The 21,245-nt window shown below is 48.7% G+C and carries 17 protein-coding genes, 1 tRNA gene, 1 other RNA gene and 1 riboswitch; of the genes, 12 read left to right on the top strand and 7 right to left on the bottom strand.

Annotated features, from left to right (window positions below):
- Positions 1–7: 7 nt before the first annotated feature.
- The gene (gene xthA / locus BJJ97_RS15495; protein WP_095994510.1) at positions 8–814 is read right to left on the bottom strand and encodes an exodeoxyribonuclease III; all 807 of its coding nucleotides are present in this window, start codon (positions 812–814) and stop codon (positions 8–10) included.
- 301 nt (positions 815–1,115) lie between these two features.
- Positions 1,116–1,211: riboswitch (glycine riboswitch) on the top strand.
- Positions 1,212–1,232: 21 nt separating this feature from the next.
- On the opposite strand from xthA, the gene BJJ97_RS15500 reads away from it, so the two are divergent.
- Both BJJ97_RS15500 and BJJ97_RS22100 read left to right on the top strand, forming a co-directional pair.
- Positions 1,233–1,859 (top strand): trimeric intracellular cation channel family protein, encoded by a 627-nt coding sequence (locus BJJ97_RS15500; RefSeq protein WP_039487083.1) that lies wholly within the window; start codon positions 1,233–1,235, stop codon positions 1,857–1,859.
- A gap of 532 nt (positions 1,860–2,391) precedes the next feature.
- Positions 2,392–2,574, top strand: coding sequence for a hypothetical protein (locus BJJ97_RS22100; protein WP_157910784.1), 183 nt, complete (start codon positions 2,392–2,394; stop codon positions 2,572–2,574).
- A gap of 743 nt (positions 2,575–3,317) precedes the next feature.
- Here the strand turns inward: BJJ97_RS22100 and BJJ97_RS15520 are convergent.
- The 4 genes from BJJ97_RS15520 to BJJ97_RS15535 all read right to left on the bottom strand — a co-directional run bounded on the left by BJJ97_RS15520 (position 3,318) and on the right by BJJ97_RS15535 (position 5,132).
- Positions 3,318–3,447: non-coding RNA, RtT sRNA (locus BJJ97_RS15520), on the bottom strand.
- A 43-nt stretch (positions 3,448–3,490) separates the two neighbouring features.
- A tRNA-Tyr gene (locus BJJ97_RS15525) sits at positions 3,491–3,575 on the bottom strand.
- A 154-nt stretch (positions 3,576–3,729) separates the two neighbouring features.
- Positions 3,730–4,578 (bottom strand): formyltetrahydrofolate deformylase, encoded by an 849-nt coding sequence (purU, locus tag BJJ97_RS15530; RefSeq protein WP_010295235.1) that lies wholly within the window; start codon positions 4,576–4,578, stop codon positions 3,730–3,732.
- A gap of 86 nt (positions 4,579–4,664) precedes the next feature.
- Positions 4,665–5,132: a YchJ family protein gene (locus tag BJJ97_RS15535; protein ID WP_095994513.1), complete on the bottom strand. Its 468-nt coding sequence runs from the start codon at positions 5,130–5,132 to the stop codon at positions 4,665–4,667.
- Between the two features lie 132 nt (positions 5,133–5,264).
- Here BJJ97_RS15535 and rssA point away from each other — a divergent pair, with 132 nt between their 5' ends.
- From rssA to galU, 3 genes are all read left to right on the top strand, one after another.
- Positions 5,265–6,170, top strand: coding sequence for a patatin-like phospholipase RssA (rssA, locus tag BJJ97_RS15540; protein WP_095699415.1), 906 nt, complete (start codon positions 5,265–5,267; stop codon positions 6,168–6,170).
- A gap of 118 nt (positions 6,171–6,288) precedes the next feature.
- Complete coding sequence (gene rssB / locus BJJ97_RS15545; RefSeq protein WP_095699416.1) at positions 6,289–7,305, top strand: two-component system response regulator RssB; 1,017 nt, start codon at positions 6,289–6,291, stop codon at positions 7,303–7,305.
- A 205-nt stretch (positions 7,306–7,510) separates the two neighbouring features.
- Positions 7,511–8,422, top strand: coding sequence for a UTP--glucose-1-phosphate uridylyltransferase GalU (gene galU / locus BJJ97_RS15550; RefSeq protein ID WP_095699417.1), 912 nt, complete (start codon positions 7,511–7,513; stop codon positions 8,420–8,422).
- A 145-nt stretch (positions 8,423–8,567) separates the two neighbouring features.
- On the opposite strand, the gene hns is transcribed toward galU, so the two are convergent.
- Positions 8,568–8,975, bottom strand: coding sequence for a histone-like nucleoid-structuring protein H-NS (gene hns / locus BJJ97_RS15555; protein ID WP_010275331.1), 408 nt, complete (start codon positions 8,973–8,975; stop codon positions 8,568–8,570).
- Positions 8,976–9,368: 393 nt separating this feature from the next.
- On the opposite strand from hns, the gene BJJ97_RS15560 reads away from it, so the two are divergent.
- A complete protein-coding gene (locus BJJ97_RS15560; RefSeq protein ID WP_095994514.1) occupies positions 9,369–9,965 on the top strand; it encodes a thymidine kinase in 597 nt (198 codons plus the stop codon).
- Positions 9,966–10,118: 153 nt separating this feature from the next.
- Here BJJ97_RS15560 and adhE read toward each other — a convergent pair whose 3' ends face one another.
- Positions 10,119–12,794: a bifunctional acetaldehyde-CoA/alcohol dehydrogenase gene (gene adhE, locus BJJ97_RS15565; RefSeq protein ID WP_095994515.1), complete on the bottom strand. Its 2,676-nt coding sequence runs from the start codon at positions 12,792–12,794 to the stop codon at positions 10,119–10,121.
- Positions 12,795–13,876: 1,082 nt separating this feature from the next.
- Here adhE and oppA (BJJ97_RS15570) point away from each other — a divergent pair.
- The 6 genes from oppA (BJJ97_RS15570) (at position 13,877) to oppF (ending at position 21,236) form a co-directional block, all read left to right on the top strand.
- On the top strand, positions 13,877–15,475 hold the full coding sequence (oppA, locus tag BJJ97_RS15570; RefSeq protein WP_264372094.1) for an oligopeptide ABC transporter substrate-binding protein OppA: 1,599 nt from the start codon (positions 13,877–13,879) through the stop codon (positions 15,473–15,475).
- Positions 15,476–15,666: 191 nt separating this feature from the next.
- Positions 15,667–17,304: an oligopeptide ABC transporter substrate-binding protein OppA gene (gene oppA / locus BJJ97_RS15575; protein ID WP_010295222.1), complete on the top strand. Its 1,638-nt coding sequence runs from the start codon at positions 15,667–15,669 to the stop codon at positions 17,302–17,304.
- 53 nt (positions 17,305–17,357) lie between these two features.
- Positions 17,358–18,278, top strand: a complete 921-nt coding sequence (oppB, locus tag BJJ97_RS15580) for an oligopeptide ABC transporter permease OppB (RefSeq protein ID WP_095994517.1) — start codon at positions 17,358–17,360, stop codon at positions 18,276–18,278.
- Positions 18,279–18,289: 11 nt separating this feature from the next.
- The gene (gene oppC, locus BJJ97_RS15585; RefSeq protein ID WP_039514141.1) at positions 18,290–19,198 is read left to right on the top strand and encodes an oligopeptide ABC transporter permease OppC; all 909 of its coding nucleotides are present in this window, start codon (positions 18,290–18,292) and stop codon (positions 19,196–19,198) included.
- Between the two features lie 11 nt (positions 19,199–19,209).
- The gene (gene oppD / locus BJJ97_RS15590; protein ID WP_039487104.1) at positions 19,210–20,205 is read left to right on the top strand and encodes an ABC transporter ATP-binding protein; all 996 of its coding nucleotides are present in this window, start codon (positions 19,210–19,212) and stop codon (positions 20,203–20,205) included.
- Positions 20,202–21,236, top strand: a complete 1,035-nt coding sequence (oppF, locus tag BJJ97_RS15595; RefSeq protein WP_039487107.1) for a murein tripeptide/oligopeptide ABC transporter ATP binding protein OppF — start codon at positions 20,202–20,204, stop codon at positions 21,234–21,236. Before oppD ends, oppF begins: the two co-directional genes overlap by 4 nt.
- The last annotated feature ends 9 nt before the right edge of the window (positions 21,237–21,245 follow it).

A 21,245-nucleotide genomic window follows, 5' to 3' on the forward strand; every position in this document is an offset into this window, starting at 1 on the left:
ACGATTTCTACAACGAAAACTGTGCCCAGATCGGTGCATGGTCAGACGGTTTTTCCATCCCTCGGATATCGTAATCAATACCGGTAGCGACGCAGCGTTCGGCCAGGAACGTACTGGCGAGAATCAGGTCAATACGCAGGCCTCGGTTGTCATCGAACCCGGCAGAACGGTAGTCAAACCACGAAAAACGATCGTTGCTGTCGGGATTCGCGGCACGGAAGGTGTCGATAAGCCCCCAGCCTTGCAAACGCGCCATCCATTCACGCTCTTCCGGCAGGAAAGAACATTTACCCGTACGCAACCAGCGCTTACGGTTCTCTTCGCCGATGCCGATATCCAGATCGGTAGGGCTAATATTGACATCACCCATCACGATCAGCGGTTGTGTCGCGCTGTGGTGCTGTTCCAGATAGGTTTGGAGGTCCTGATAAAAGCGCGTCTTGGCGGGGAATTTCACCGGATGGTCGCGGCTTTCTCCCTGCGGGAAATACCCGTTAACGACCGTGAGCGTGCCGTGCTCAGTGGCAAAATCCGCCATGATGATCCGGCGCTGTGCGTCTTCTTCATCCGTTGGGAAACCGCGACGAACCTCAATGGGCTGCGTTTTACACAGCAACGCGACGCCGTAGTGACCTTTTTGTCCGTGATAATAAACGTGGTAGCCGTACTGGCTGACATCCTCTAACGGAAACATGTCATCGTGGACTTTGGTTTCCTGCAACCCGATCACATCCGGCTGGTGTTGTTCGATAATGGCGGCTAACTGATGAGGGCGCGCCCGCAGGCCATTGATATTAAAAGATACAAATTTCATGTTCGCTGCCATTCGCTAAAAAATGTGACCAGATGGTAGCAGAAAATGAGGGATGCCGTCACGGTGAGGCGGCACTTTCTAACGGCGTTGATGGGCTTATTGCTGTGGCTTCAGAGACGGTTGGCGCAGATGAGAATCGTTAAAAATAAGATTCACTTATATTCAGTTGAACACGAGGCTTGTCGACCGCTATACTCCGCTCCTCGCAGGAGAGAGGGCGTATAGTATCAGTAATACTATGACGCTCCGCCGAAGGCGCAAACTCCCATAATCGCTCAGGCTACCCTAACTGCGAATTCCATTGAAGCCAACTGGAGAGAGGTTGCAATGCAACCCACCGAAGGGGCAAGCAGCACTGCTGCGTAAACTCTCAGGTAAAGCGGACAGAGGGAGTGGCACATTTCACAGGATAACTTGTGTGCTGACTTACATCTATCTGATCGCGATTACGGCTGAAGGGATGTCCGGGGCGCTGGCCGCTGGACGTCGTAATATGGATATTTTTGGCGTAGGCATGATTGCCTTTATCACCGCGCTTGGCGGTGGCACCGTTCGCGATATTCTCCTCGGTAATTATCCCATTGGCTGGACGCAACATCCCGGCTATATCTACCTCACCATTGGTGCGGGTCTTTTCACAATTATCATTGCACGCTTCATGCATCATCTGCACCGACTCTTTCTGGTTCTGGATGCGATGGGGCTGATTGCTTTTACGGTTATTGGCTGCAACGTCGCACTGCAACTGAATTACTCAACGACGGTGGTGGTGATGGCGGGTATCGTAACCGGAATTTTCGGTGGAATATTGCGTGATATTTTCTGCAACCGTACGCCAATGGTGCTGAAGAAAGAGCTGTACGCCAGCGTCTCGCTTTTAGTCGCACTTTTATATCTGGGACTAAAGTCGCTTAATATTAATCACGATATTAACCTGCTGGCGTCATTCACGATTGGTTTGGCCGTGCGTCTGGCAGCAATTCGCTGGTCGTGGCAGCTCCCTGTATTTTCTTATGTTCCTGGGCGCTGGAAAGGGAAGGCGTAAGGTTATATTTTCCCACCGAATGAGATGTTGTGTCGATTATTTCGGTGGGGTGGCACAGTTAGTAAATTGCATATTTCCGCCATACTTCAAGCTGTATGTGTGTTAGCTGGACGAATTCGTCCAGCCTTGCTGCCTTCCTGGGGCTTATTTTTAATTTTTGTGATGAGCCGCCCAGCCTATAAATCCACTGATAAACCCAAATATGATGGCGCTGTAATACATTGCATCGTTATCTACGATAGATATATTAAGAAAAGGAATTCTTTCAGCATGATGGGTGTAAAAATGAAAAGACATAAATACACAGGAAGCAAGAACTCCAAAGAACTTATGGTAAATATCTTCGGATGAGGTGAGTTTTTTTATGATCAAGTAAGTTGGAGTGAGCATGAGTAATGATAAGAAGATGTAAGTTAATGTCATTTTTATCAATCTTTTCAATGTGTTTGATGTCATTTATGAGCTGTTAGTCCTCGTGGTACGCTGCCCAACCTACAAACCCGCTAATTAATCCCAATATGAAGGCGCTGTAATGGGCGACATCATTATTTTCAATGGGTATGCCAAAAAATGGTATTTTTCCATCATGATAGGTATAAAAGTGAAAAAACATGAATGTGCAAGAGATGACAATACCAAGAAATTTATAGTAAACATCGCCGGATTCGGTAAGTTTTTTTATAGAAAAATAGGCGGGAATGAAAGCGAGTGTTGATATGGATATATAAAAAAATGCCATCTTGATTAACCCTCTAAATTATTTAATTTCTATTGTGAGCGACTGCGCAAGTCATCGCGCACAGTAAGGCGAATATAAATGAACTATTGAAGATGAAATCATTGTCTTTTATGGAAATGCCTAAGATTGGTATTTCCCCTGCATGGAATATATAAAGGTGAAAAAGCATAAAAATCGTGGCTAATATAATTGCAGTAAGTCTGCTATAAATGAAGTTAGAGGATGTCAACTTTTTAATAAGTATGTAAAGAGGGGCAAGCATGGCGCTTGATAGTAGAATATATAAAAAGCTCATGATTTTTCTTAGCGATAATTTTGATAGGGTAATTTCACAAACAAAGTCCCTATGCCTTAAATAATTCGAGTTGGGTAAGAGGAGCCAACGCACAAGCAGTTTGAGGTCTGATGGGTATAAAATTACGGCTGTAATATTCACTCATAGTATCGAGTCTCAAGAATTCCCTTTCTGGACAATAATGCTATTAATGCATATAACTTATTCATTGTGAAGTCTATTTTTACTCATTGGGCGTTTTTGGATAAGGGAGAGACTAAGCAAAACTGCTGAAATTATGGGCGGGATATGTTGGGGAAAATGCATTGAGTGTTGCTCAAAACCATACCGGTTTTGTCGAACCTTGGTCGAAGGTTATCACCTTCCCCTGATGGGAATCTGATGCTTTAGCGTTGGGATTTAATTCAGAAGTATTACTTTGAAATGGTGGTGGGGGAAGGATAATTCGGTGCTTCGCACCTCACCCTGCGGGTCAACGCTGCGCGTTGCTCAAAACCGTGCCGGTTTTGTCGAACCTTGGTCGAAGGTTCTCACCTTCCCCTGATGGGAATCTGATGCTTTAGCGTTGGAGTTTAATTCAGAAGTACTGCTTTGAAATGGTGGTGGGGGAAGGATTCGAACCTTCGAAGTCTGTGACGGCAGATTTACAGTCTGCTCCCTTTGGCCGCTCGGGAACCCCACCACTGGCCTTGCTGCAATAAGCTTTCGCTTCAAGCGGGGCGCATCATATCAAATGACGCGCCCCTGTAAAGCGGTATATATCAAAAATAAATGCGGTTGCCGTTTTTTTATTCCGTTCGACGCATCCTTATACAAAAAGATGCCCGATCAACCAATTACAGAATAATGGTGCGGTTACCGTAGACAAAAACACGCTGTCCCAGCACGCGGTACAACGCACGACTCAGGACATTTTTCTCAACGTCACGGCCTGCACGCATCATGTCGTCGCCTGAATAAGTATGGTCGACGTGAATGACGTCCTGCATGATGATTGGGCCTTCATCCAGATTATCGTTGACGTAGTGTGCTGTCGCGCCAATGATTTTTACTCCGCGCTCATAAGCCTGGTGGTACGGGCGAGCACCGATAAAGGCGGGTAAGAACGAATGGTGAATGTTGATCACCTGATTCGGGTAGTGCTGAACAAACGCTGGTGTCAGAACGCGCATATATTTCGCCAGCACGACGTAATCGGGTTTGTATTGATCGATCTGCGCGATCATTTTTTGATCGTGCTCTTCGCGAGTCAGCCCTTCATGGCTAACCAGATGGAAAGGAATATCAAACCGCTCGACCAGCGTCTGCAAGGTATCGTGGTTGCCGATGACGGCAGAGATTTCGACGTCCAAACCACCATAGGCGCTTTTCATCAACAGATCGCCCAGACAGTGGGCTTCTTTTGTCACCAGAACGACAATGCGACGACGACCAGCTGCGGTTAATTCGCGAGAAGACCCTTCGGGAAGCGCGCTATCTAGATCGGCTAACAGCGTAGTGTCGTTGAAAATCCCTTCCAACTCGGTCCGCATGAAAAAGCGCCCCGTGCGATGATCGACAAACTCATTGTTTTGCACGATGTTCAGTTCGTGCTTATAACAAATATTCGTAATTTTCGCGATGAGCCCTTTTGCGTCGGGGCAAATGGTTCGTAATACTTTTCTTTGTATATTTTGGGATTGCATGAGCGTGTGGATCCTGTCCAAAAACTAAAATAACGATCTTATGGTAACGCAGCGGTAAGGCTGCGTGGGCGACTGCTGCCTGTGTTCTATTGTCCGCAACACTTTTTGTATTTTTTGCCGGAACCACACGGGCAAGGTTCATTTCTGCCAGTCTGCAAATGAACGCCGTCTATATAGTACCAGCGATTATGCTGGCGAAGGAAGCGTGAGCGCTCTCGCATCACTTCTGTTCGCTGGTTGTCGGTTTCCGATATATAACGTGCGGCGAATTCCACATAGCCCTCATCGGGCGTTTTTCCGGGAGACGTTGCTAGTATAGTAAGGCCGAGCCACTGCGAATGCTGGCAGCTTTCAGCGAGGGACCCGCGCCATTGCTCGGGTTGAAGATCGGGATGCCAGGTGGCGATAAGGTAATCGACATCGCGTTTGACATAGGCGGTATAGCGCGATCGCATTAATATGGCTGGCTCAGCCGCTGTTGCGGCATGCGTGAGGTACGGTTGACAGCATGCGTTATACTGCAACCCACTGCAACAGGGGCAAGATTCTGACACAACGTCTCCTGAAGAAAATTTAAGATAAAAACTGATAGATAATAAACAGATCACTATGCAGGATGCCGATATGTTACCTAAGAAACTCTACGTGTAGCAATGTGCGCTAAAATGAAGGCAGGTGGATCGATCATGCAGCGGAAAAAAATTGGAATAGCCTTGGGATCTGGGGCAGCGAAAGGATGGGCGCATATTGGTGTATTTAATGCGTTAACAGAAATGGGGGTAAAGGTTGATGTTGTGGCCGGTTGTTCTATCGGTGCGCTGGTTGGTGCGGCGTATGCCACAAACAATTTATCCTCAATGGATCGCTGGGTGAGGGCGTTTGGCTACTGGGACGTGATTCGACTGATGGATCTCTCTTGGCAGCGCGGTAGTTTGTTGCGTGGCGATCGTGTTTTTAATAGTGTGAAGCATTTGTTACATACAACACAGATTGAAGACTGTGATATCAAATACGGCGTAGTGACGACAAACCTCAGCACAGGGCGTGAACTCTGGCTGACGGAAGGCGACTTGCATCAGGCTATGCGGGCGTCTTGCAGTATGCCAGGCCTGCTATCCCCCGTTCGATTTAACGATTACTGGCTGGTGGATGGCGCGGTGGTAAACCCTGTTCCCGTGTCTCTGGCGCGGGCAATGGGGGCCGACATTGTTATCGCAGTTGATCTCCAGCACGACGCCAGTCTTAATCATCAGGATTTGCTGTCGATCAAACCGACAGCGTCAGACATTGATGTGGAGAATGTTCCGCAAGGTTGGCGTAGCAGAATTCGGGAACGCTTACTGCGGGGCCGCCGTCAGCCAGCGGAAAGTTCGCCAACGGCGATGGAGATAATGAGTACGTCGATCCAAATTCTGGAAAATCGGTTGAAGATGACGCGGATGGCGGGCGATCCGCCGGATGTGCTGCTGCAACCGCATTGTCCCCAGATTGCTACCTTAGATTTTCATCGGGCGCAGGAGGCGATTGAGGCGGGTTATAAGGCGGTGGAAAAGATGCGTGATGAATTGTTGCCGCTCGCCAAAGAGGCATAGTGAAGCGCGCTGCATGTAGTTAAAGTACATGTAGCGAAGAAGACAGGGTGTGCCGTCTATCCGGCACACTGGCGCTAAAGCAGGTGTGATTATTCGGTGTTTGAAGTAAGGGGTACTGATGGAACAACCACTAGCGGGTAAGCATATTTTAGTCATTGATGACGAGGCCGTTTTTAGATCTGTGCTCGCTGGTTATCTGACTTCTCTTGGGGCTTCAGTTCAGGAAGCGATTAACGGATTAGATGCGCTAAGCACTCTTGAACATTACCAACCCGATTTAATGATTTGCGATCTGAGTATGCCGACGATGGGAGGAATCGAGTTCCTTGAACGTCTGCGCTTGAAAGACAACGACACGCCAATACTGATCATTTCTGCAACCAGCCAGATGGCGGACATTGCCAAAGTCTTGCGGCTTGGTGTTCAGGATGTGTTGCTAAAACCGATTCGTGATTATGCACGTTTGCGTGAAGCTGTGATGTCCTGCCTATATCCTGATATGTTCACCTCACAGCTGAATGAGATGGATCAACTCATGCAGGACATGGATTCCCTGAATCAATCTCCTGAAGCCGTCACCAAACTGCTTGCCCAACTACAGCCGCCCGTTCAGCAAACGCTTGCTCGGTGCCGTATTAACTATCGTCAGTTGACGGCAGCGGAACAACCGGGGCTAGTGTTGGATATTGCCGCGCTTTCGGAGACTGAGCTGGCATTCTATTGTCTTGATGTCACTCAGGGCGTCAATAATAGTGGGACGCTGGCAGCGTTACTGCTTCGAACCTTGTTCAATGGGGTGCTTCAGGAGCATTTGGCCGATCAACAACACCGTTTGCCGTATCTGCCAACGCTATTAAAGCAGGTAAACCAGTTGTTGCGGCAGGCGAGTCTGGACGGTCGTTTTCCTTTGCTTGTGGGGTATTACCATCAGCAGTTAAAACAGCTGATACTGATTTCCGCCGGGCTAAATGCGACGTTGAATGTTAACGAACAGCAGATAGCGCTGAATAGTGGCGTCCCTTTAGGCACGCTTGAAGGTGCTTATCTCAACCAGTTGAATTATCAGTGCGAAGCATGGCAATGCCAGATATGGGGCGGCGGCGGCCGTTTACGACTGATGTTGACTACAGAATAGTCTGATAGCGCGAGATGGTGCCGGTTTCAGGTAATACCCATCTTTCGGTATTATTTTTTATTTCCTACTATGTAGGGAGTTATCTTATTTTTATTGAACGGTAACGTTGGGACAAGCGTGCTCTTGTTAAAGTCGTTATACTCTTGCGGTTATCTTGATTAGATAAATAAAGTTCATTATTTGAACGGTATATAAGAGGCTGTTTATGTCTATTGTGAATAAAAAAGTAAAAAAAGCGGTCATACCGGTTGCTGGATTAGGGACGCGTATGCTGCCTGCCACCAAAGCCATTCCTAAAGAAATGCTGCCGTTGGTAGATAAACCGCTGATCCAATATGTTGTTAATGAGTGTATCGCAGCAGGGATTAATGAAATTATTCTCGTTACACACTCTTCTAAAAATTCTATCGAAAACCATTTCGATACCAGTTTTGAACTGGAAGCCATACTAGAAAAACGCGTTAAACGTCAGCTGTTGGAAGAGATTCAGTCCATCTGTCCTAAGCACGTCACCATTATGCAAGTACGTCAGGGGTTAGCCAAAGGGCTTGGCCATGCCGTATTGTGCGCGCACCCGTTAGTTGGGGATGAGCCTGTTGCGGTTATTCTGCCGGATGTGATTATTGATGAATATGAATCCGATCTGAAGAAAGATAACCTGAGCGAAATGCTGCAGCGCTTTTCTACGACAGGCCGTAGCCAGATTATGGTTGAGCCCGTTGAAAATGTAAGTAGCTATGGCGTGGTTGACTGCAAAGGTGTGGAATTAAAAGCAGGGGATAGCGCACCGATGGTTGGTGTGGTTGAAAAACCTAAAGCTTCCGAAGCCCCGTCTAATTTAGCCGTCGTTGGCCGTTATGTCCTCTCTGCGGATATTTGGTCTCTGCTGGAGAAAACACCGCCTGGCGCTGGTAATGAAATTCAGTTAACCGATGCCATCGCGATGTTGATGGAAAAAGAAACAGTAGAAGCGTATCACCTGAAAGGTGTGAGCCATGACTGTGGTAATAAATTAGGCTATATGCAGGCATTTGTGGAATATGGTTTACGCCATGATGGATTAGGCCAGGAATTTGCGCAGTGGCTGCAGGAAACGATTGAAGCAGAAGAAAAATAACAGAATGTAATGATTGCTCTCTGTTTACAAAAACAGAGAGCAGCCAAAAAACGGCGACATATCTGTTTCTCTTTGCAATATGCGTTATCAAAGAAAAACCCCCGATAATTATCGGGGTTTTTTTGTATTCAGTACTTATAAACGATTACAGCAGGAAATCGTCTAAAGATTTACCTTGCTCTTCGATTGCTTTCTTGATTACTGCCGGTGTACGACCCTGGCCAGTCCAGGTTTTAAGTTCGCCGTTTTCGTCAGTGTATTGATATTTTGCCGGGCGGGCAGCGCGCTTGCTTTTACCTGCAACCTTAACTGAACCTAAAGACTGCAATAATTCGTTAGGGTCAATACCGTCTGCAATCAGCATGTCGCGATATTGCTGCAATTTACGCGCACGTTCTTCAACTTCAGCCTGAACCTGGCTATCTTCTTCGCGGCGTTCATTAACCACGACTTCCAGTTTTTCCAGCATTTCTTCCAAAGTATCCAGGGTACATTCTCTTGCCTGGGCACGCAGAGTACGGATGTTGTTAAGAATCTTTAGTGCTTCGCTCATTGTGATAATCTCAAATAATATTATTGGTGGCGTGTAGTGTGATAATAGAGTGCTATTTTCCTTTCTGCAATAGTCAAATTTGTAAGTTTGTTAAAAAACGTCATTTTTAAAACAGATCTCACATCCTATGTTACATAAATATAAATACTTTCCTGTTATCAAAAAAATACATTTGGTATGCCGCTTTTCTACCTCAAAAGGCAGAGAATGACTTATTGATGCCGCACCGTTGTTATAAGGAACGTTTATATCTTTTATCATAACAGGCCGTCGCTGGCGGGCGTATGGTCAAAATGTGGCCGAGGAATAGCCCATTGCGCAGCGTGAAGACGAGTTGTTACAATAAGTTTTTACGACCCGAAGATCATATAGCCTGCCTTTTGGAGTGACCGAGTGGCCCAACTTTATTTTTATTATTCTGCAATGAATGCAGGGAAATCGACGGCACTATTGCAGTCGTCATATAACTACCAGGAGCGTGGGATGCGCACGCTGGTGTTCACTGCAGAAATAGATAATCGGCATGGCGTGGGGATAGTCAGTTCACGGATCGGCCTTTCTTCTCCGGCATTATTGTTTAATCCGCAGACATCCTTATTTGGATTGCTGGAGAAAGATCATCGCGCTCAGCCCGTAGATTGTGTATTAATTGATGAATGTCAATTTTTAACCCGCGAGCAGGTGGGGGAGCTTTCCGATGTCGTGGACCAATTAGATATCCCGGTATTGTGTTACGGATTGCGTACTGATTTCCGTGGTGATTTGTTTTCCGGAAGTCACTATTTATTAGCGTGGGCAGATAAGCTGATCGAGTTAAAAACGGTCTGTCATTGCGGCCGTAAAGCCAACTGTGTATTGCGGTTAGATGCACAAGGTAATGCCGTCCACGAAGGAGAGCAGGTCGTTATTGGCGGCAATGAGAGCTATGTTTCTGTGTGCCGTAAGCATTATAAAATTGCGCTGGGATTAACCCGTAAAGAAAGCGAGTAAGGCGGTTAAATATCCGGCAGGTAGGGCGAGTAATAAACGGCGTATTGGTGCGTGTCGATGCGGAGTACGAGTAATAAAAATGCCCAACCTTAAAAGGTTGGGCATCGTTGAGAGATAAACCGCCTTTAGGTTAAGGCGGTTACAGCCAGAACGTTAATGTGCGGCTTTCTTGCTGGTTTTAGCGGCTTTTGCTACAGGTTCAACCGCTTCTGCTTTTTCTTCTTCAGAGAACTTACGACCATAGTAAGTATCCAGCAGAATCTGTTTCAGTTCGGAAATCAGCGGGTAACGCGGGTTAGCGCCAGTACACTGATCGTCGAACGCATCTTCTGACAGCTTATCGACCTTAGCCAGGAAATCGGCTTCCTGTACGCCCGCTTCACGAATGGACGTTGGGATCCCCAGCTCAGTCTTCATTTCTTCCAGCCAGTTCAGCAATTTCTCGATTTTCTGCGCGGTACGATCGCTTGGAGCAGTCAAACGCAGGTGGTCGGCTATTTCCGCGTAACGACGGCGAGCCTGCGGACGGTCATACTGGCTGAACGTCGTCTGCTTGGTCGGGTTGTCGTTTGCGTTATAGCGAATCACGTTTGAGATCAGTAGGGCATTAGCCAAGCCGTGCGGAATATGGAATTCAGAGCCCAGTTTATGCGCCATGGAGTGACAAACGCCGAGGAAGGCGTTGGCAAACGCGATACCTGCAATCGTTGCGGCGTTATGCACACGCTCACGGGCAACCGGGTTTTTCGCGCCGTCGCGGTAGCTGTCTGGCAGGTTTTCCTTCAGGAGTTTCAGCGCTTGTAACGCCTGGCCATCTGAATATTCGTTTGCCAGCACAGAAACATAGGCTTCCAGCGAGTGGGTTACAGCATCGAGTCCGCCAAACGCACACAGCGATTTCGGCATATTCATGACCAAATTGGCATCAACAATCGCCATATCTGGCGTCAGCGCGTAGTCCGCCAGTGGATATTTCTGTCCAGTTGCATCGTCGGTCACCACGGCAAACGGCGTGACTTCAGAACCGGTACCGGATGTGGTGGTTATCGCCACCATCTTGGCTTTGACGCCCATTTTCGGGAACTTGTAGATACGCTTACGGATATCCATAAAGCGCAGCGCCAGCTCTTCGAAGTGTGTCGTCGGGTGTTCATACATCACCCACATGATCTTCGCGGCATCCATTGGAGAACCGCCACCCAGCGCAATAATCACATCCGGTTTGAAGGAATGCATTTGTTCCGCACCTTTACGCACGATGCTCAGCGTCGGGTCAGCTTCAACTTCGAAGAACACTTCGGTTTCCAGTCCGTGCTGTTTCAGTACGGACGTCACCTGATCGACATAGCCGTTGTTGAACAAGAAGCGGTCGGTCACGATAAATGCACGTTTTGCACCATCGGAGGCGACTTCTTCCAGTGCGATAGGCAGTGAGCCACGACGGAAATAAATGGATTTAGGAAGTTTATGCCACAACATATTCTCTGCTCGCTTGGCTACCGTTTTCTTGTTGATCAAGTGCTTCGGACCGACGTTTTCGGAGATGGAGTTTCCGCCCCAGGAGCCACAGCCCAGCGTCAGAGACGGAGCGAGTTTGAAGTTGTAGAGATCGCCGATACCACCCTGAGAAGCTGGGGTGTTAATCAGGATACGCGCCGTTTTCATCATATTACCGAAATGATTCACGCGCTCTGGCTGATTGTCCTGATCGGTATACAGGCAGGATGTGTGACCGATGCCACCCATTGCGACCAGTTTTTCCGCTTTAATGACGGCATCGTTGAAGTCTTTCGCACGGTACATCGCCAGCGTCGGCGACAGTTTTTCATGCGCAAACGGTTCGGATTCATCGACGGCCGTCACTTCACCGATCAGCACTTTGGTGTTCGCTGGGACGGTGATGCCCGCCATTTCTGCGATCTTCGGTGCAGGCTGGCCAACAATGTCGGCGTTCAGTGAACCGTTTTTCAGCAAGATACCCTGTACGGCATGCAGTTCTTTGCCTTTCAGCATGTAGCCGCCGTGGGTGGCAAAACGCTCACGCACAGCATCATAGACGCTGTCTACCACGATGACGGACTGTTCTGACGCGCAAATTACGCCGTTATCGAAGGTTTTCGACATCAGAATAGACGCCACGGCACGCTTGATATCCGCGGTTTCGTCAACGACAACAGGCGTGTTACCGGCACCTACGCCGATTGCTGGTTTACCGGAACTGTATGCGGCTTTCACCATGCCCGGGCCGCCAGTCGCCAGAATCAGGTTGATATCTGGGTGGTGCATAAGCTGGTTGGACAGGTCGACAGAAGGCTGATCGATCCAGCCGATGATATCTTTCGGTGCACCTGCCGCAATTGCCGCTTGCAGAACAATGTCAGCGGCTTTATTGGTCGCATTTTTTGCACGTGGATGGGGAGAGAAGATAATCCCGTTACGGGTCTTCAGGCTGATCAACGCTTTAAAAATTGCGGTAGAAGTGGGGTTGGTGGTGGGAACAATACCGCAGATCAGACCAATCGGCTCGGCAATCGTAATGGTACCAAAAGTGTCATCAGTAGAGAGGACGCCGCAGGTTTTTTCATCCTGGTAGGCGTTATAAATGTACTCAGATGCGAAGTGGTTTTTGATGACTTTGTCTTCCACGATCCCCATGCCAGATTCGGCAACCGCCATTTTTGCCAGCGGGATACGGGCATCCGATGCAGCGAGTGCGGCGGCGCGGAAGATTTTGTCCACTTGTTCCTGAGTGTAAGTGGCAAATTCCTGCTGTGCCTTTTTCACTCTTTCGACCAATGCGTTAAGTTCAGCAACGTTGGTTACGGCCATAATGCTCTCCTGATAAATGTTAAACTCTTTCAGTCAATTGTTCGCCGGATAGAACAGTATAGATAAACGAGCGGGGGGCGTTTTCGTTACCTTGCTATTCTTTTCTGCCTATTTCGCATTAATTGACTCAAAGAGCTTGTTAGCCGCCGTTGTGGCGCGATTGTTGCTTTTTAAAATACTGTAACCGCCGATATCGTAAATTTTTGAAATATTGTTTTGAAATTACGTCAAAATTAAGAAGATCTACGCGTCCGTTACGGTATGAAATGAGCATACCTATTTATAGGTGCCTTTTTTGTGATCTATATCGACTTTTCTTTAAGCTGACACCATTCAGCAGGCTGGTATTGATAACGCCTATCATTAACCAGACAAAATCAGCGGCTTTTCTACCTAAAAGGGATTGTAAGGGATGAGGTGGGTACCGGAGCAGGACATTGTTAGGGGGGAAATTCCGGGCACGATGTTGTGCACATAATCGGAATGATCTGTTCGTATAAAACGTGTTCGCATAAACGACGCTTATATCTTAATCGAGTTAGTTATTTTACGTGTGGCCTACCGTAAGGGAATCGTGTGCTATTGTCGTGCAAGATGAGTAACGGAGTTGTTAAAATAATAACATTCTGCTCAGATAATGACGCGGACAGGTAAGCATGCATCATCATTTTTGTGCTGTGAAAATGATGAAACCCACTACGATGTTTTTTTGTCCAAAATCTATAAATTGCTGAATATTTAAAAAATATCTGCAAATAAACAGAAAAAACATTGTTTATCATGGGGTTAATGAACGTATCGAATGATTGAAATAAAACGTTTACCAAGCTGTAGTAAAGAAAATTAAGCAACATCAATGTAAAAATATTGGCGAATGTGTCTGCTTTTGATAGCTTCGAGTATCGACCTGCTATTCGTTATTCACCCATAAATTAATTTTATGATTTATTTGGATAATAGGCGATCTTTTCTGCTCTATGTGACGGCGATTTTTATACATAGGGTCCGGTATGGCGTTGTATCAAGACAGGGGCGTTTATAAAGTGAAAATTCGCAAAACAAAACGATGCTTTGTTACCAGTATGATTGCCGCAGCAGTGATGGCGTCATGCGTGAATGTTCAGGCTGCTAATGTACCTGCCGGTGTTGAGCTGGCGAAAGAACAGGTTCTGGTGAGAAACAATGGCGCTGAGGTGTCATCACTGGATCCGCATAAAATAGAAGGTGTGCCGGAATCCAACGTCGCGCGCGATTTATATGAAGGGCTGGTGATTTCCGATCCTGATGGACACCCGATTCCTGGCGTCGCTGAGAAGTGGGAAAGCAGCGATTTTAAAGTCTGGACGTTCCATTTACGTAAAGATGCCAAATGGTCCAATGGCGAGCCGGTTACCGCACAAGATTTCGTTTATAGCTGGCAGCGTTTGGCCGATCCGAAAACCGTTTCTCCTTACGCCAGCTATTTACAATATGGTCATCTGCTGAATATCGATGACATTATCGCCAGCAAGAAATCTCCCGATACGCTGGGCGTAAAAGCCCTCGACGACCATACGCTGGAAGTCACATTAAGCGAACCGATCCCTTACTTTTATAAATTACTCAATCACTCGTCCCTGTCGCCAGTAAATAAAGCCGCGGTGGAGAAGTTTGGTGATAAATGGACCCAGCCGGAAAACTGGGTAGGGAATGGCGCCTATCGCCTTAAATCTTGGGTTGTGAATGAGCGGCTTGTGCTGGAGCGTAATACCCAATATTGGGATAACGCCAAGACCGTGATTAATCAGGTCACCTATCTGCCGATTGCTTCTGAAGTGACGGATGTTAACCGCTACCGTGCGGGTGAAATTGATGTCACCAATAATAAATTACCCATCGAGCTATTTCAGAAGCTGAAAAAAGAAATCCCACAAGAAGTTAACATCAATCCCTACCTCTGCACGTATTATTACGAAATCAATAATCAGAAACCGCCATTTAACGATGTTCGAGTACGTACGGCTCTGCGCATGGGGCTTGATCAAGACATATTGACCAATAAAGTGAAAAATCAGGGCGATATTCCTGCCTATGGCTATATTCCTCCGTTTACGGACGGCTTGAAAGCGCATACGCCAGAGTGGTTTACCTGGCCACAGGCGAAACGTAATGAAGAAGCAAAAAAACTGCTGGCGGAAGCGGGTTATACCGCCGAGAAACCGCTGACATTTAATTTGCTCTATAACTCGTCAGATCTGCATAAAAAGATGGCGATCGCGGCGGCATCGATCTGGAGACAGAATCTGGGCGTTGACGCGAAGTTGGAAAACCAAGAGTGGAAAACTTATCTCAGCACGCGTCATCAGGGCAATTATGACGTTGCGCGTGCCGGATGGTGTGCGGACTATAATGAACCGACATCGTTCCTGAACAGCATGCTGTCAGACAGTAGCAACAACACCGCGCATTATAAGAGCGCGGCGTTCGACAAACTGATGGAGCAGGCGGTTCAGGCGAAAACGGACGACGAACGTGCGCAAGTTTATCAGCAGGCAGAATCGCAGTTGGATAAAGATGCCGCGATTGTACCGGTCTATTATTACGCGAACGCTAGACTGATCAAACCTTATGTCGGTGGCATCACTGGCAAGGATCCGTTGGATAATATACGGGTGAAGGATCTCTATATCATTAAGCATTAATCCGCAGCTGTTTACGGTTTGATGCAAATGAAGTGAGCAAGCAGTGATTAATTTGGTGTTTAATCTCTGGTTACCCATTCCTGCCATGTGGGAATGGGTCGTGAGTCGAATCGATTAATCGTTTTCTCACCGGGCTCTAATTCAGGAATCGTGCTGGGATAACTAGCACGACAACATTACAGGAGAAAATAATGACACACATCACAACTAAAAAAAGAGTAGCTGCCGCTATTATCGCGGCATTAAGTAGCACGATGGCTGTTTCTGCCTTCGCCGCGACCGTTCCCGCAGGCGTTCAGTTAGCAGAAAAACAGGAGTTGGTCCGTAACAACGGTGCTGAAGTTTCCTCCCTTGACCCGCATAAAATCGAAGGTGTACCGGAATCCAACGTGTCGCGCGATCTGCTGGAAGGGTTGGTTATTTCCGACGTTAACGGTAAAACCAGTCCCGGCGTAGCAGAAAGCTGGGATAACAAAGATTTTAAAGTGTGGACGTTCCACCTGCGTAAAGATGCCAAATGGTCCAACGGTGAGCCGGTTACCGCACAAGATTTCGTCTATAGCTGGCAGCGTCTGGCCGATCCAAAGACAGCATCGCCTTACGCTAGCTATCTGCAATATGGTCATCTGCTGAATATCGATGACATCATCGCTGGCAAAAAATCCCCAGATACGCTGGGCGTGAAAGCGATCGACGATCATACCTTTGAGGTGACGCTTTCTGAAGCGGTGCCTTACTTCTATAAGCTGCCTGTTTACGTCGCGATGTCCCCAATCAATAAAGCCGTCGTTGAAAAATTCGGTGAAAAATGGACGCAGCCGCAAAACTGGGTCGGCAACGGTGCCTACAAGCTGAAAAGCTGGGTCGTAAACGAAAAAATGGTGCTGGAGCGTAACCCGCAATATTGGGATAACGCCCACACCGTGATTAATCAGGTGACGTATCTGCCGATTGCGTCTGAAGTGACGGACGTCAACCGCTACCGCAGCGGTGAAATCGACATGACGTACAACAACCTGCCAATTGAGCTCTTCCAAAAGCTGAAGAAAGAAATCCCGGATGAAGTGAAGGTTAACCCGTACCTGTGTACCTATTACTACGAAGTTAACAACCAGAAGCCGCCGTTTAACGATGTACGAGTCCGTACCGCGCTGCGTCTGGGCCTGAGCCAGGATATTCTGACCAACAAGGTGAAGAATCAGGGCGATATTCCTGCCTATGGCTTTGTTCCACCGTATATCGATGGTCTGAAAGCATCCGTTCCAGAGTGGTTCACCTGGCCACAGGCGAAACGTAATGAAGAAGCGAAAAAACTGCTGGCAGAAGCGGGCTATACCGCAGACAAACCGCTGACGCTGAACCTGCTGTATAACACCTCCGATTTGCACAAGAAAATGGCGATCGCGGCGGCTTCTATCTGGAAACAGAATATCGGTGTGGACGTTAAGCTGGAAAATCAGGAATGGAAAACCTTCCTCAGCACGCGTCATCAGGGTACCTATGATGTTGCACGCGCCGGATGGTGTGCCGACTATAACGAACCTTCAACCTTCCTGAACAGCATGCTGTCTGACAGCAGCAGTAACACCTCGCACTATAAGAGCAAAGAGTTTGATGCACTGGTGGCGAAATCCTTGCAGGTGAAAACCGATGAGGAGCGCGCTGCGGTTTACCAGCAGGCGGAATCGCAGCTGGATAAAGACGCTGTCACCATACCGGTCTATTACTATGCGAATACCCGACTGGTGAAACCTTATGTGGGTGGATTAACGGGCAATGATCCGCAGGATAATGTTTACGTGAAAGATCTTTATATCATCAAGCACTAATAATAATGGCTGGCGCACGCTGCTGTGCTGCCAGCCTTTTATAGGTACGAGCAATGTTAAAATTTATTCTTCGCCGCTGTTTAGAGGCGATTCCAACGCTATTTATCCTGATCACCATCTCGTTTTTCATGATGCGATTGGCACCCGGTAGCCCTTTTACCGGTGAGCGCAATTTACCGCCGGAAGTGATGGCGAATATTGAAGCCAAATACCATCTGAATGACCCCATTATGACGCAGTACGGCAACTACTTGCTGCAATTGGTGCAGGGTGATTTCGGTCCTTCTTTTAAATACAAAGACTATTCCGTGAACGATCTGGTCGCGACGTCTTTCCCTGTTTCTGCAAAACTGGGGGCTGCGGCATTCGTTCTGGCCGTTATTTTTGGTGTGAGTGCCGGTGTGATCGCCGCGCTGAATCAGAATACGAAATGGGACTATACCGTGATGGGCTTTGCCATGACGGGGGTGGTGATTCCCAGCTTTGTCGTCGCGCCGTTGCTGGTGCTGGTTTTCGCCATTACGCTGCGGTGGCTACCCGGCGGAGGGTGGAACGGTGGGGCACCCAAATACATGATTTTACCGATGGTGGCACTGTCTCTGTCTTATATCGCCAGCATCGCGCGTATTACCCGAGGATCGATGATCGAGGTTTTACACTCTAACTTTATTCGCACCGCGCGCGCTAAAGGGTTGCCGATGCGCCGCATCGTCCTGCGCCATGCGTTAAAACCTGCGCTGCTGCCCGTGCTCTCTTATATGGGGCCGGCGTTTGTGGGGATTATTACCGGTTCGATGGTTGTTGAAACCATTTTTGGTTTACCCGGTATTGGGCAACTGTTCGTAAACGGTGCACTGAACCGCGACTATTCACTGGTACTGAGCCTGACGATTCTGGTCGGCGGCTTAACCATTCTATTTAATGCGATCATTGACGTGCTCTACGCTGTTATCGATCCGAAAATTCGCTATTAATTGGGGGCGTTATGTTTTGGAATCGAAAAAACGTTGAAGCGTTAGAGAACTTCACCGAGCAGTCTGAGATTGAAGGACGCAGTTTGTGGCAGGATGCGCGTCTGCGCTTTATCCACAACCGTGCGGCGCTGGCTAGCCTGCTTGTTTTGGCCGTGATTACCGTGTTCGTGATTTTCGCCCCGATGCTGTCTGCATTTGACTACGCCGATACGGACTGGGGAATGATGTCAGCTGCGCCGGATATGACGTCTGGTCACTATTTTGGTACGGACTCCTCGGGTCGTGATCTGCTGGTCCGCGTTGCCATCGGGGGCCGCGTCTCGCTGATGGTTGGCGTCGCGGCGGCGCTGGTTGCGGTGATCGTCGGAACGCTGTACGGCGCGATGTCGGGTTATCTGGGCGGGAAAGTGGATTCGGTGATGATGCGTCTGCTGGAAATCCTCAACTCATTCCCGTTCATGTTCTTCGTTATTCTGCTGGTGACGTTCTTCGGGCAGAACATGCTGTTGATCTTCGTGGCTATCGGCATGGTGTCCTGGCTGGATATGGCGCGTATCGTGCGCGGCCAGACGCTGAGCCTGAAACGTAAAGAGTTCATTGAAGCAGCGATGGTTTCCGGTGTCTCCACGCGCGGTATCGTGCTGCGCCACATTGTGCCTAACGTGCTGGGCGTAGTGGTCGTTTACGCCTCTCTGCTGGTGCCAAGCATGATCCTGTTCGAATCCTTCCTGAGCTTCCTGGGTCTGGGAACGCAGGAACCGTTAAGCAGCTGGGGGGCCTTGCTGAATGATGGTGCGAACTCAATGGAAGTGTCGCCGTGGTTACTGTTCTATCCGGCGGCGTTTCTGGTTGTCACGCTGTTTTGTTTTAACTTTATCGGCGATGGCCTGCGTGATGCCCTCGACCCGAAAGATCGCTGAGGAATATCGACATGAGCAAGATTGAATTAACTGGCGCGCACGACGCGCTGCTACATGTTCAGGATCTCCGGGTAACGTTCAAAACGCAGGATGGTGATGTGACGGCGGTTAACGACCTGAACTTCACGCTCAACGCCGGTGAAACGCTGGGGATTGTTGGTGAGTCCGGCTCCGGTAAATCACAAACCGCGTTTGCGTTGATGGGGCTGCTGGCTCGCAATGGTCGTATTGGTGGATCGGCACGTTTTCGTGGCAAAGAGATTCTCAATTTGCCTGAAAGCCAGCTGAATAAGCTGCGCGCTGAAGAAATCAGCATGATCTTCCAGGACCCGATGACCTCGCTGAACCCTTACATGCGCGTTGGCGAACAGCTGATGGAAGTGCTGATGTTGCACAAACGCCTGAGCAAAAGCGAAGCGTTTGAAGAATCCGTCAAAATGCTGGATGCGGTCAAAATGCCGGAAGCGCGCAAGCGTATGAAGATGTATCCGCATGAGTTTTCCGGTGGGATGCGTCAGCGCGTGATGATCGCAATGGCACTGCTGTGTCGTCCGAAGCTGCTGATTGCCGATGAACCGACAACAGCGCTGGATGTGACGGTTCAGGCACAGATTATGACGCTGCTGAACGAGCTGAAACGTGAGTTCAATACATCCATCATCATGATCACCCACGACCTGGGCGTGGTGGCGGGTATTTGTGACAAAGTGCTGGTGATGTACGCCGGACGTACCATGGAATACGGCGCTGCACGCGACGTCTTTTATCATCCGAGCCACCCGTATTCTGTCGGCCTGCTCAACGCCGTGCCGCGTCTGGATGCGGAAGATGACGTGCTGGCAACCATTCCGGGCAATCCGCCTAACTTATTACGTTTGCCGAAAGGCTGTCCGTTCCAACCACGCTGCCCGTATTCAATGGATGTCTGCCATAGCGCACCGGCGCTGGAATCTTTTGGTGATGGCCGCTTGCGCGCCTGCTTTAGAGCGATTGAGGAGGTGGTATGAACAACGCGGACGAGAAAAAGGTGTTGTTAGAAGTGGACGATCTGAAAGTCCACTTTGATGTCAGAGATGATAAACAGTGGTTCTGGCAGCCGCCGAAAAAACTGAAAGCCGTTGATGGCGTGACGCTACGTTTATATGAAGGCGAAACGCTGGGCGTGGTGGGTGAATCCGGCTGCGGCAAGTCCACGCTTGCGCGTGCGATTATTGGTCTGGTAAAAGCGACCGACGGACGCGTCACCTGGCTGGGCAAAGACTTGCTGGGTATGAGCGCTGCTCAATGGCGTGCTGCGCGTAGCGATATTCAGATGATATTCCAGGATCCGCTGGCATCACTGAATCCGCGTATGACCATTGGCGAAATTATTGCCGAGCCGTTAAAGGTTTATCACCCAGAGCTGGATCGACAGACGGTAAAAGATCGTGTGAAAGCGATGATGCTGAAGGTTGGGCTGCTGCCGAACCTGATCAACCGCTATCCGCATGAATTCTCTGGCGGGCAGTGTCAGCGTATTGGCATCGCGCGCGCGCTGATTCTGGAGCCGAAACTGATTATCTGTGATGAGCCGGTTTCCGCGTTGGACGTGTCGATTCAGGCGCAGGTGGTTAACCTGCTGCGTCAGCTACAGCGCGAAATGCGTCTGTCGCTGATTTTCATCGCTCATGACTTATCGGTTGTGAAACACATCTCCGATCGCGTGTTGGTGATGTATCTGGGTCATGCGGTAGAACTGGGAACATACGATCAGGTCTATAAAAACCCGCAGCACCCGTATACCCGCGCGCTGATGTCCGCTGTGCCGACGCCCGATCCCGATCAGGAGCGGAACAAGAAGATACAGCTGCTGGAAGGGGATTTGCCTTCGCCAATCAATCCGCCATCGGGCTGTGTGTTCTGCACGCGTTGCCCGATTGTCGGTCCTGAGTGCTCGAAAACCCGTCCCTTGCTGGAAGGGAGCTTTACGCATGCCGTTTCGTGTCTGAAGGTCGATCCGCAGGCGTTATTACCGGTGGCAGAAGCTGAAGCACAGTAATCTGTTTTA

The sequence above is a fragment of the Pectobacterium polaris genome (genome assembly GCF_002307355.1).
GTDB classification, from domain to species: domain Bacteria; phylum Pseudomonadota; class Gammaproteobacteria; order Enterobacterales; family Enterobacteriaceae; genus Pectobacterium; species Pectobacterium polare.

Coding starts and splice junctions, on each gene's coding strand:
- xthA (WP_095994510.1), bottom strand. CDS start 814: ATGAAATTTGTATCTTTTAATATCAATGGCCTGCGGGCGCGCCCTCAT.
- BJJ97_RS22100 (WP_157910784.1), top strand. CDS start 2,392: ATGGGCGACATCATTATTTTCAATGGGTATGCCAAAAAATGGTATTTT.
- purU (WP_010295235.1), bottom strand. CDS start 4,578: ATGCAATCCCAAAATATACAAAGAAAAGTATTACGAACCATTTGCCCC.
- rssA (WP_095699415.1), top strand. CDS start 5,265: ATGCAGCGGAAAAAAATTGGAATAGCCTTGGGATCTGGGGCAGCGAAA.
- rssB (WP_095699416.1), top strand. CDS start 6,289: ATGGAACAACCACTAGCGGGTAAGCATATTTTAGTCATTGATGACGAG.
- galU (WP_095699417.1), top strand. CDS start 7,511: ATGTCTATTGTGAATAAAAAAGTAAAAAAAGCGGTCATACCGGTTGCT.
- hns (WP_010275331.1), bottom strand. CDS start 8,975: ATGAGCGAAGCACTAAAGATTCTTAACAACATCCGTACTCTGCGTGCC.
- adhE (WP_095994515.1), bottom strand. CDS start 12,794: ATGGCCGTAACCAACGTTGCTGAACTTAACGCATTGGTCGAAAGAGTG.
- oppA (WP_264372094.1), top strand. CDS start 13,877: ATGATTGCCGCAGCAGTGATGGCGTCATGCGTGAATGTTCAGGCTGCT.
- oppA (WP_010295222.1), top strand. CDS start 15,667: ATGACACACATCACAACTAAAAAAAGAGTAGCTGCCGCTATTATCGCG.
- oppB (WP_095994517.1), top strand. CDS start 17,358: ATGTTAAAATTTATTCTTCGCCGCTGTTTAGAGGCGATTCCAACGCTA.
- oppC (WP_039514141.1), top strand. CDS start 18,290: ATGTTTTGGAATCGAAAAAACGTTGAAGCGTTAGAGAACTTCACCGAG.
- oppD (WP_039487104.1), top strand. CDS start 19,210: ATGAGCAAGATTGAATTAACTGGCGCGCACGACGCGCTGCTACATGTT.
- oppF (WP_039487107.1), top strand. CDS start 20,202: ATGAACAACGCGGACGAGAAAAAGGTGTTGTTAGAAGTGGACGATCTG.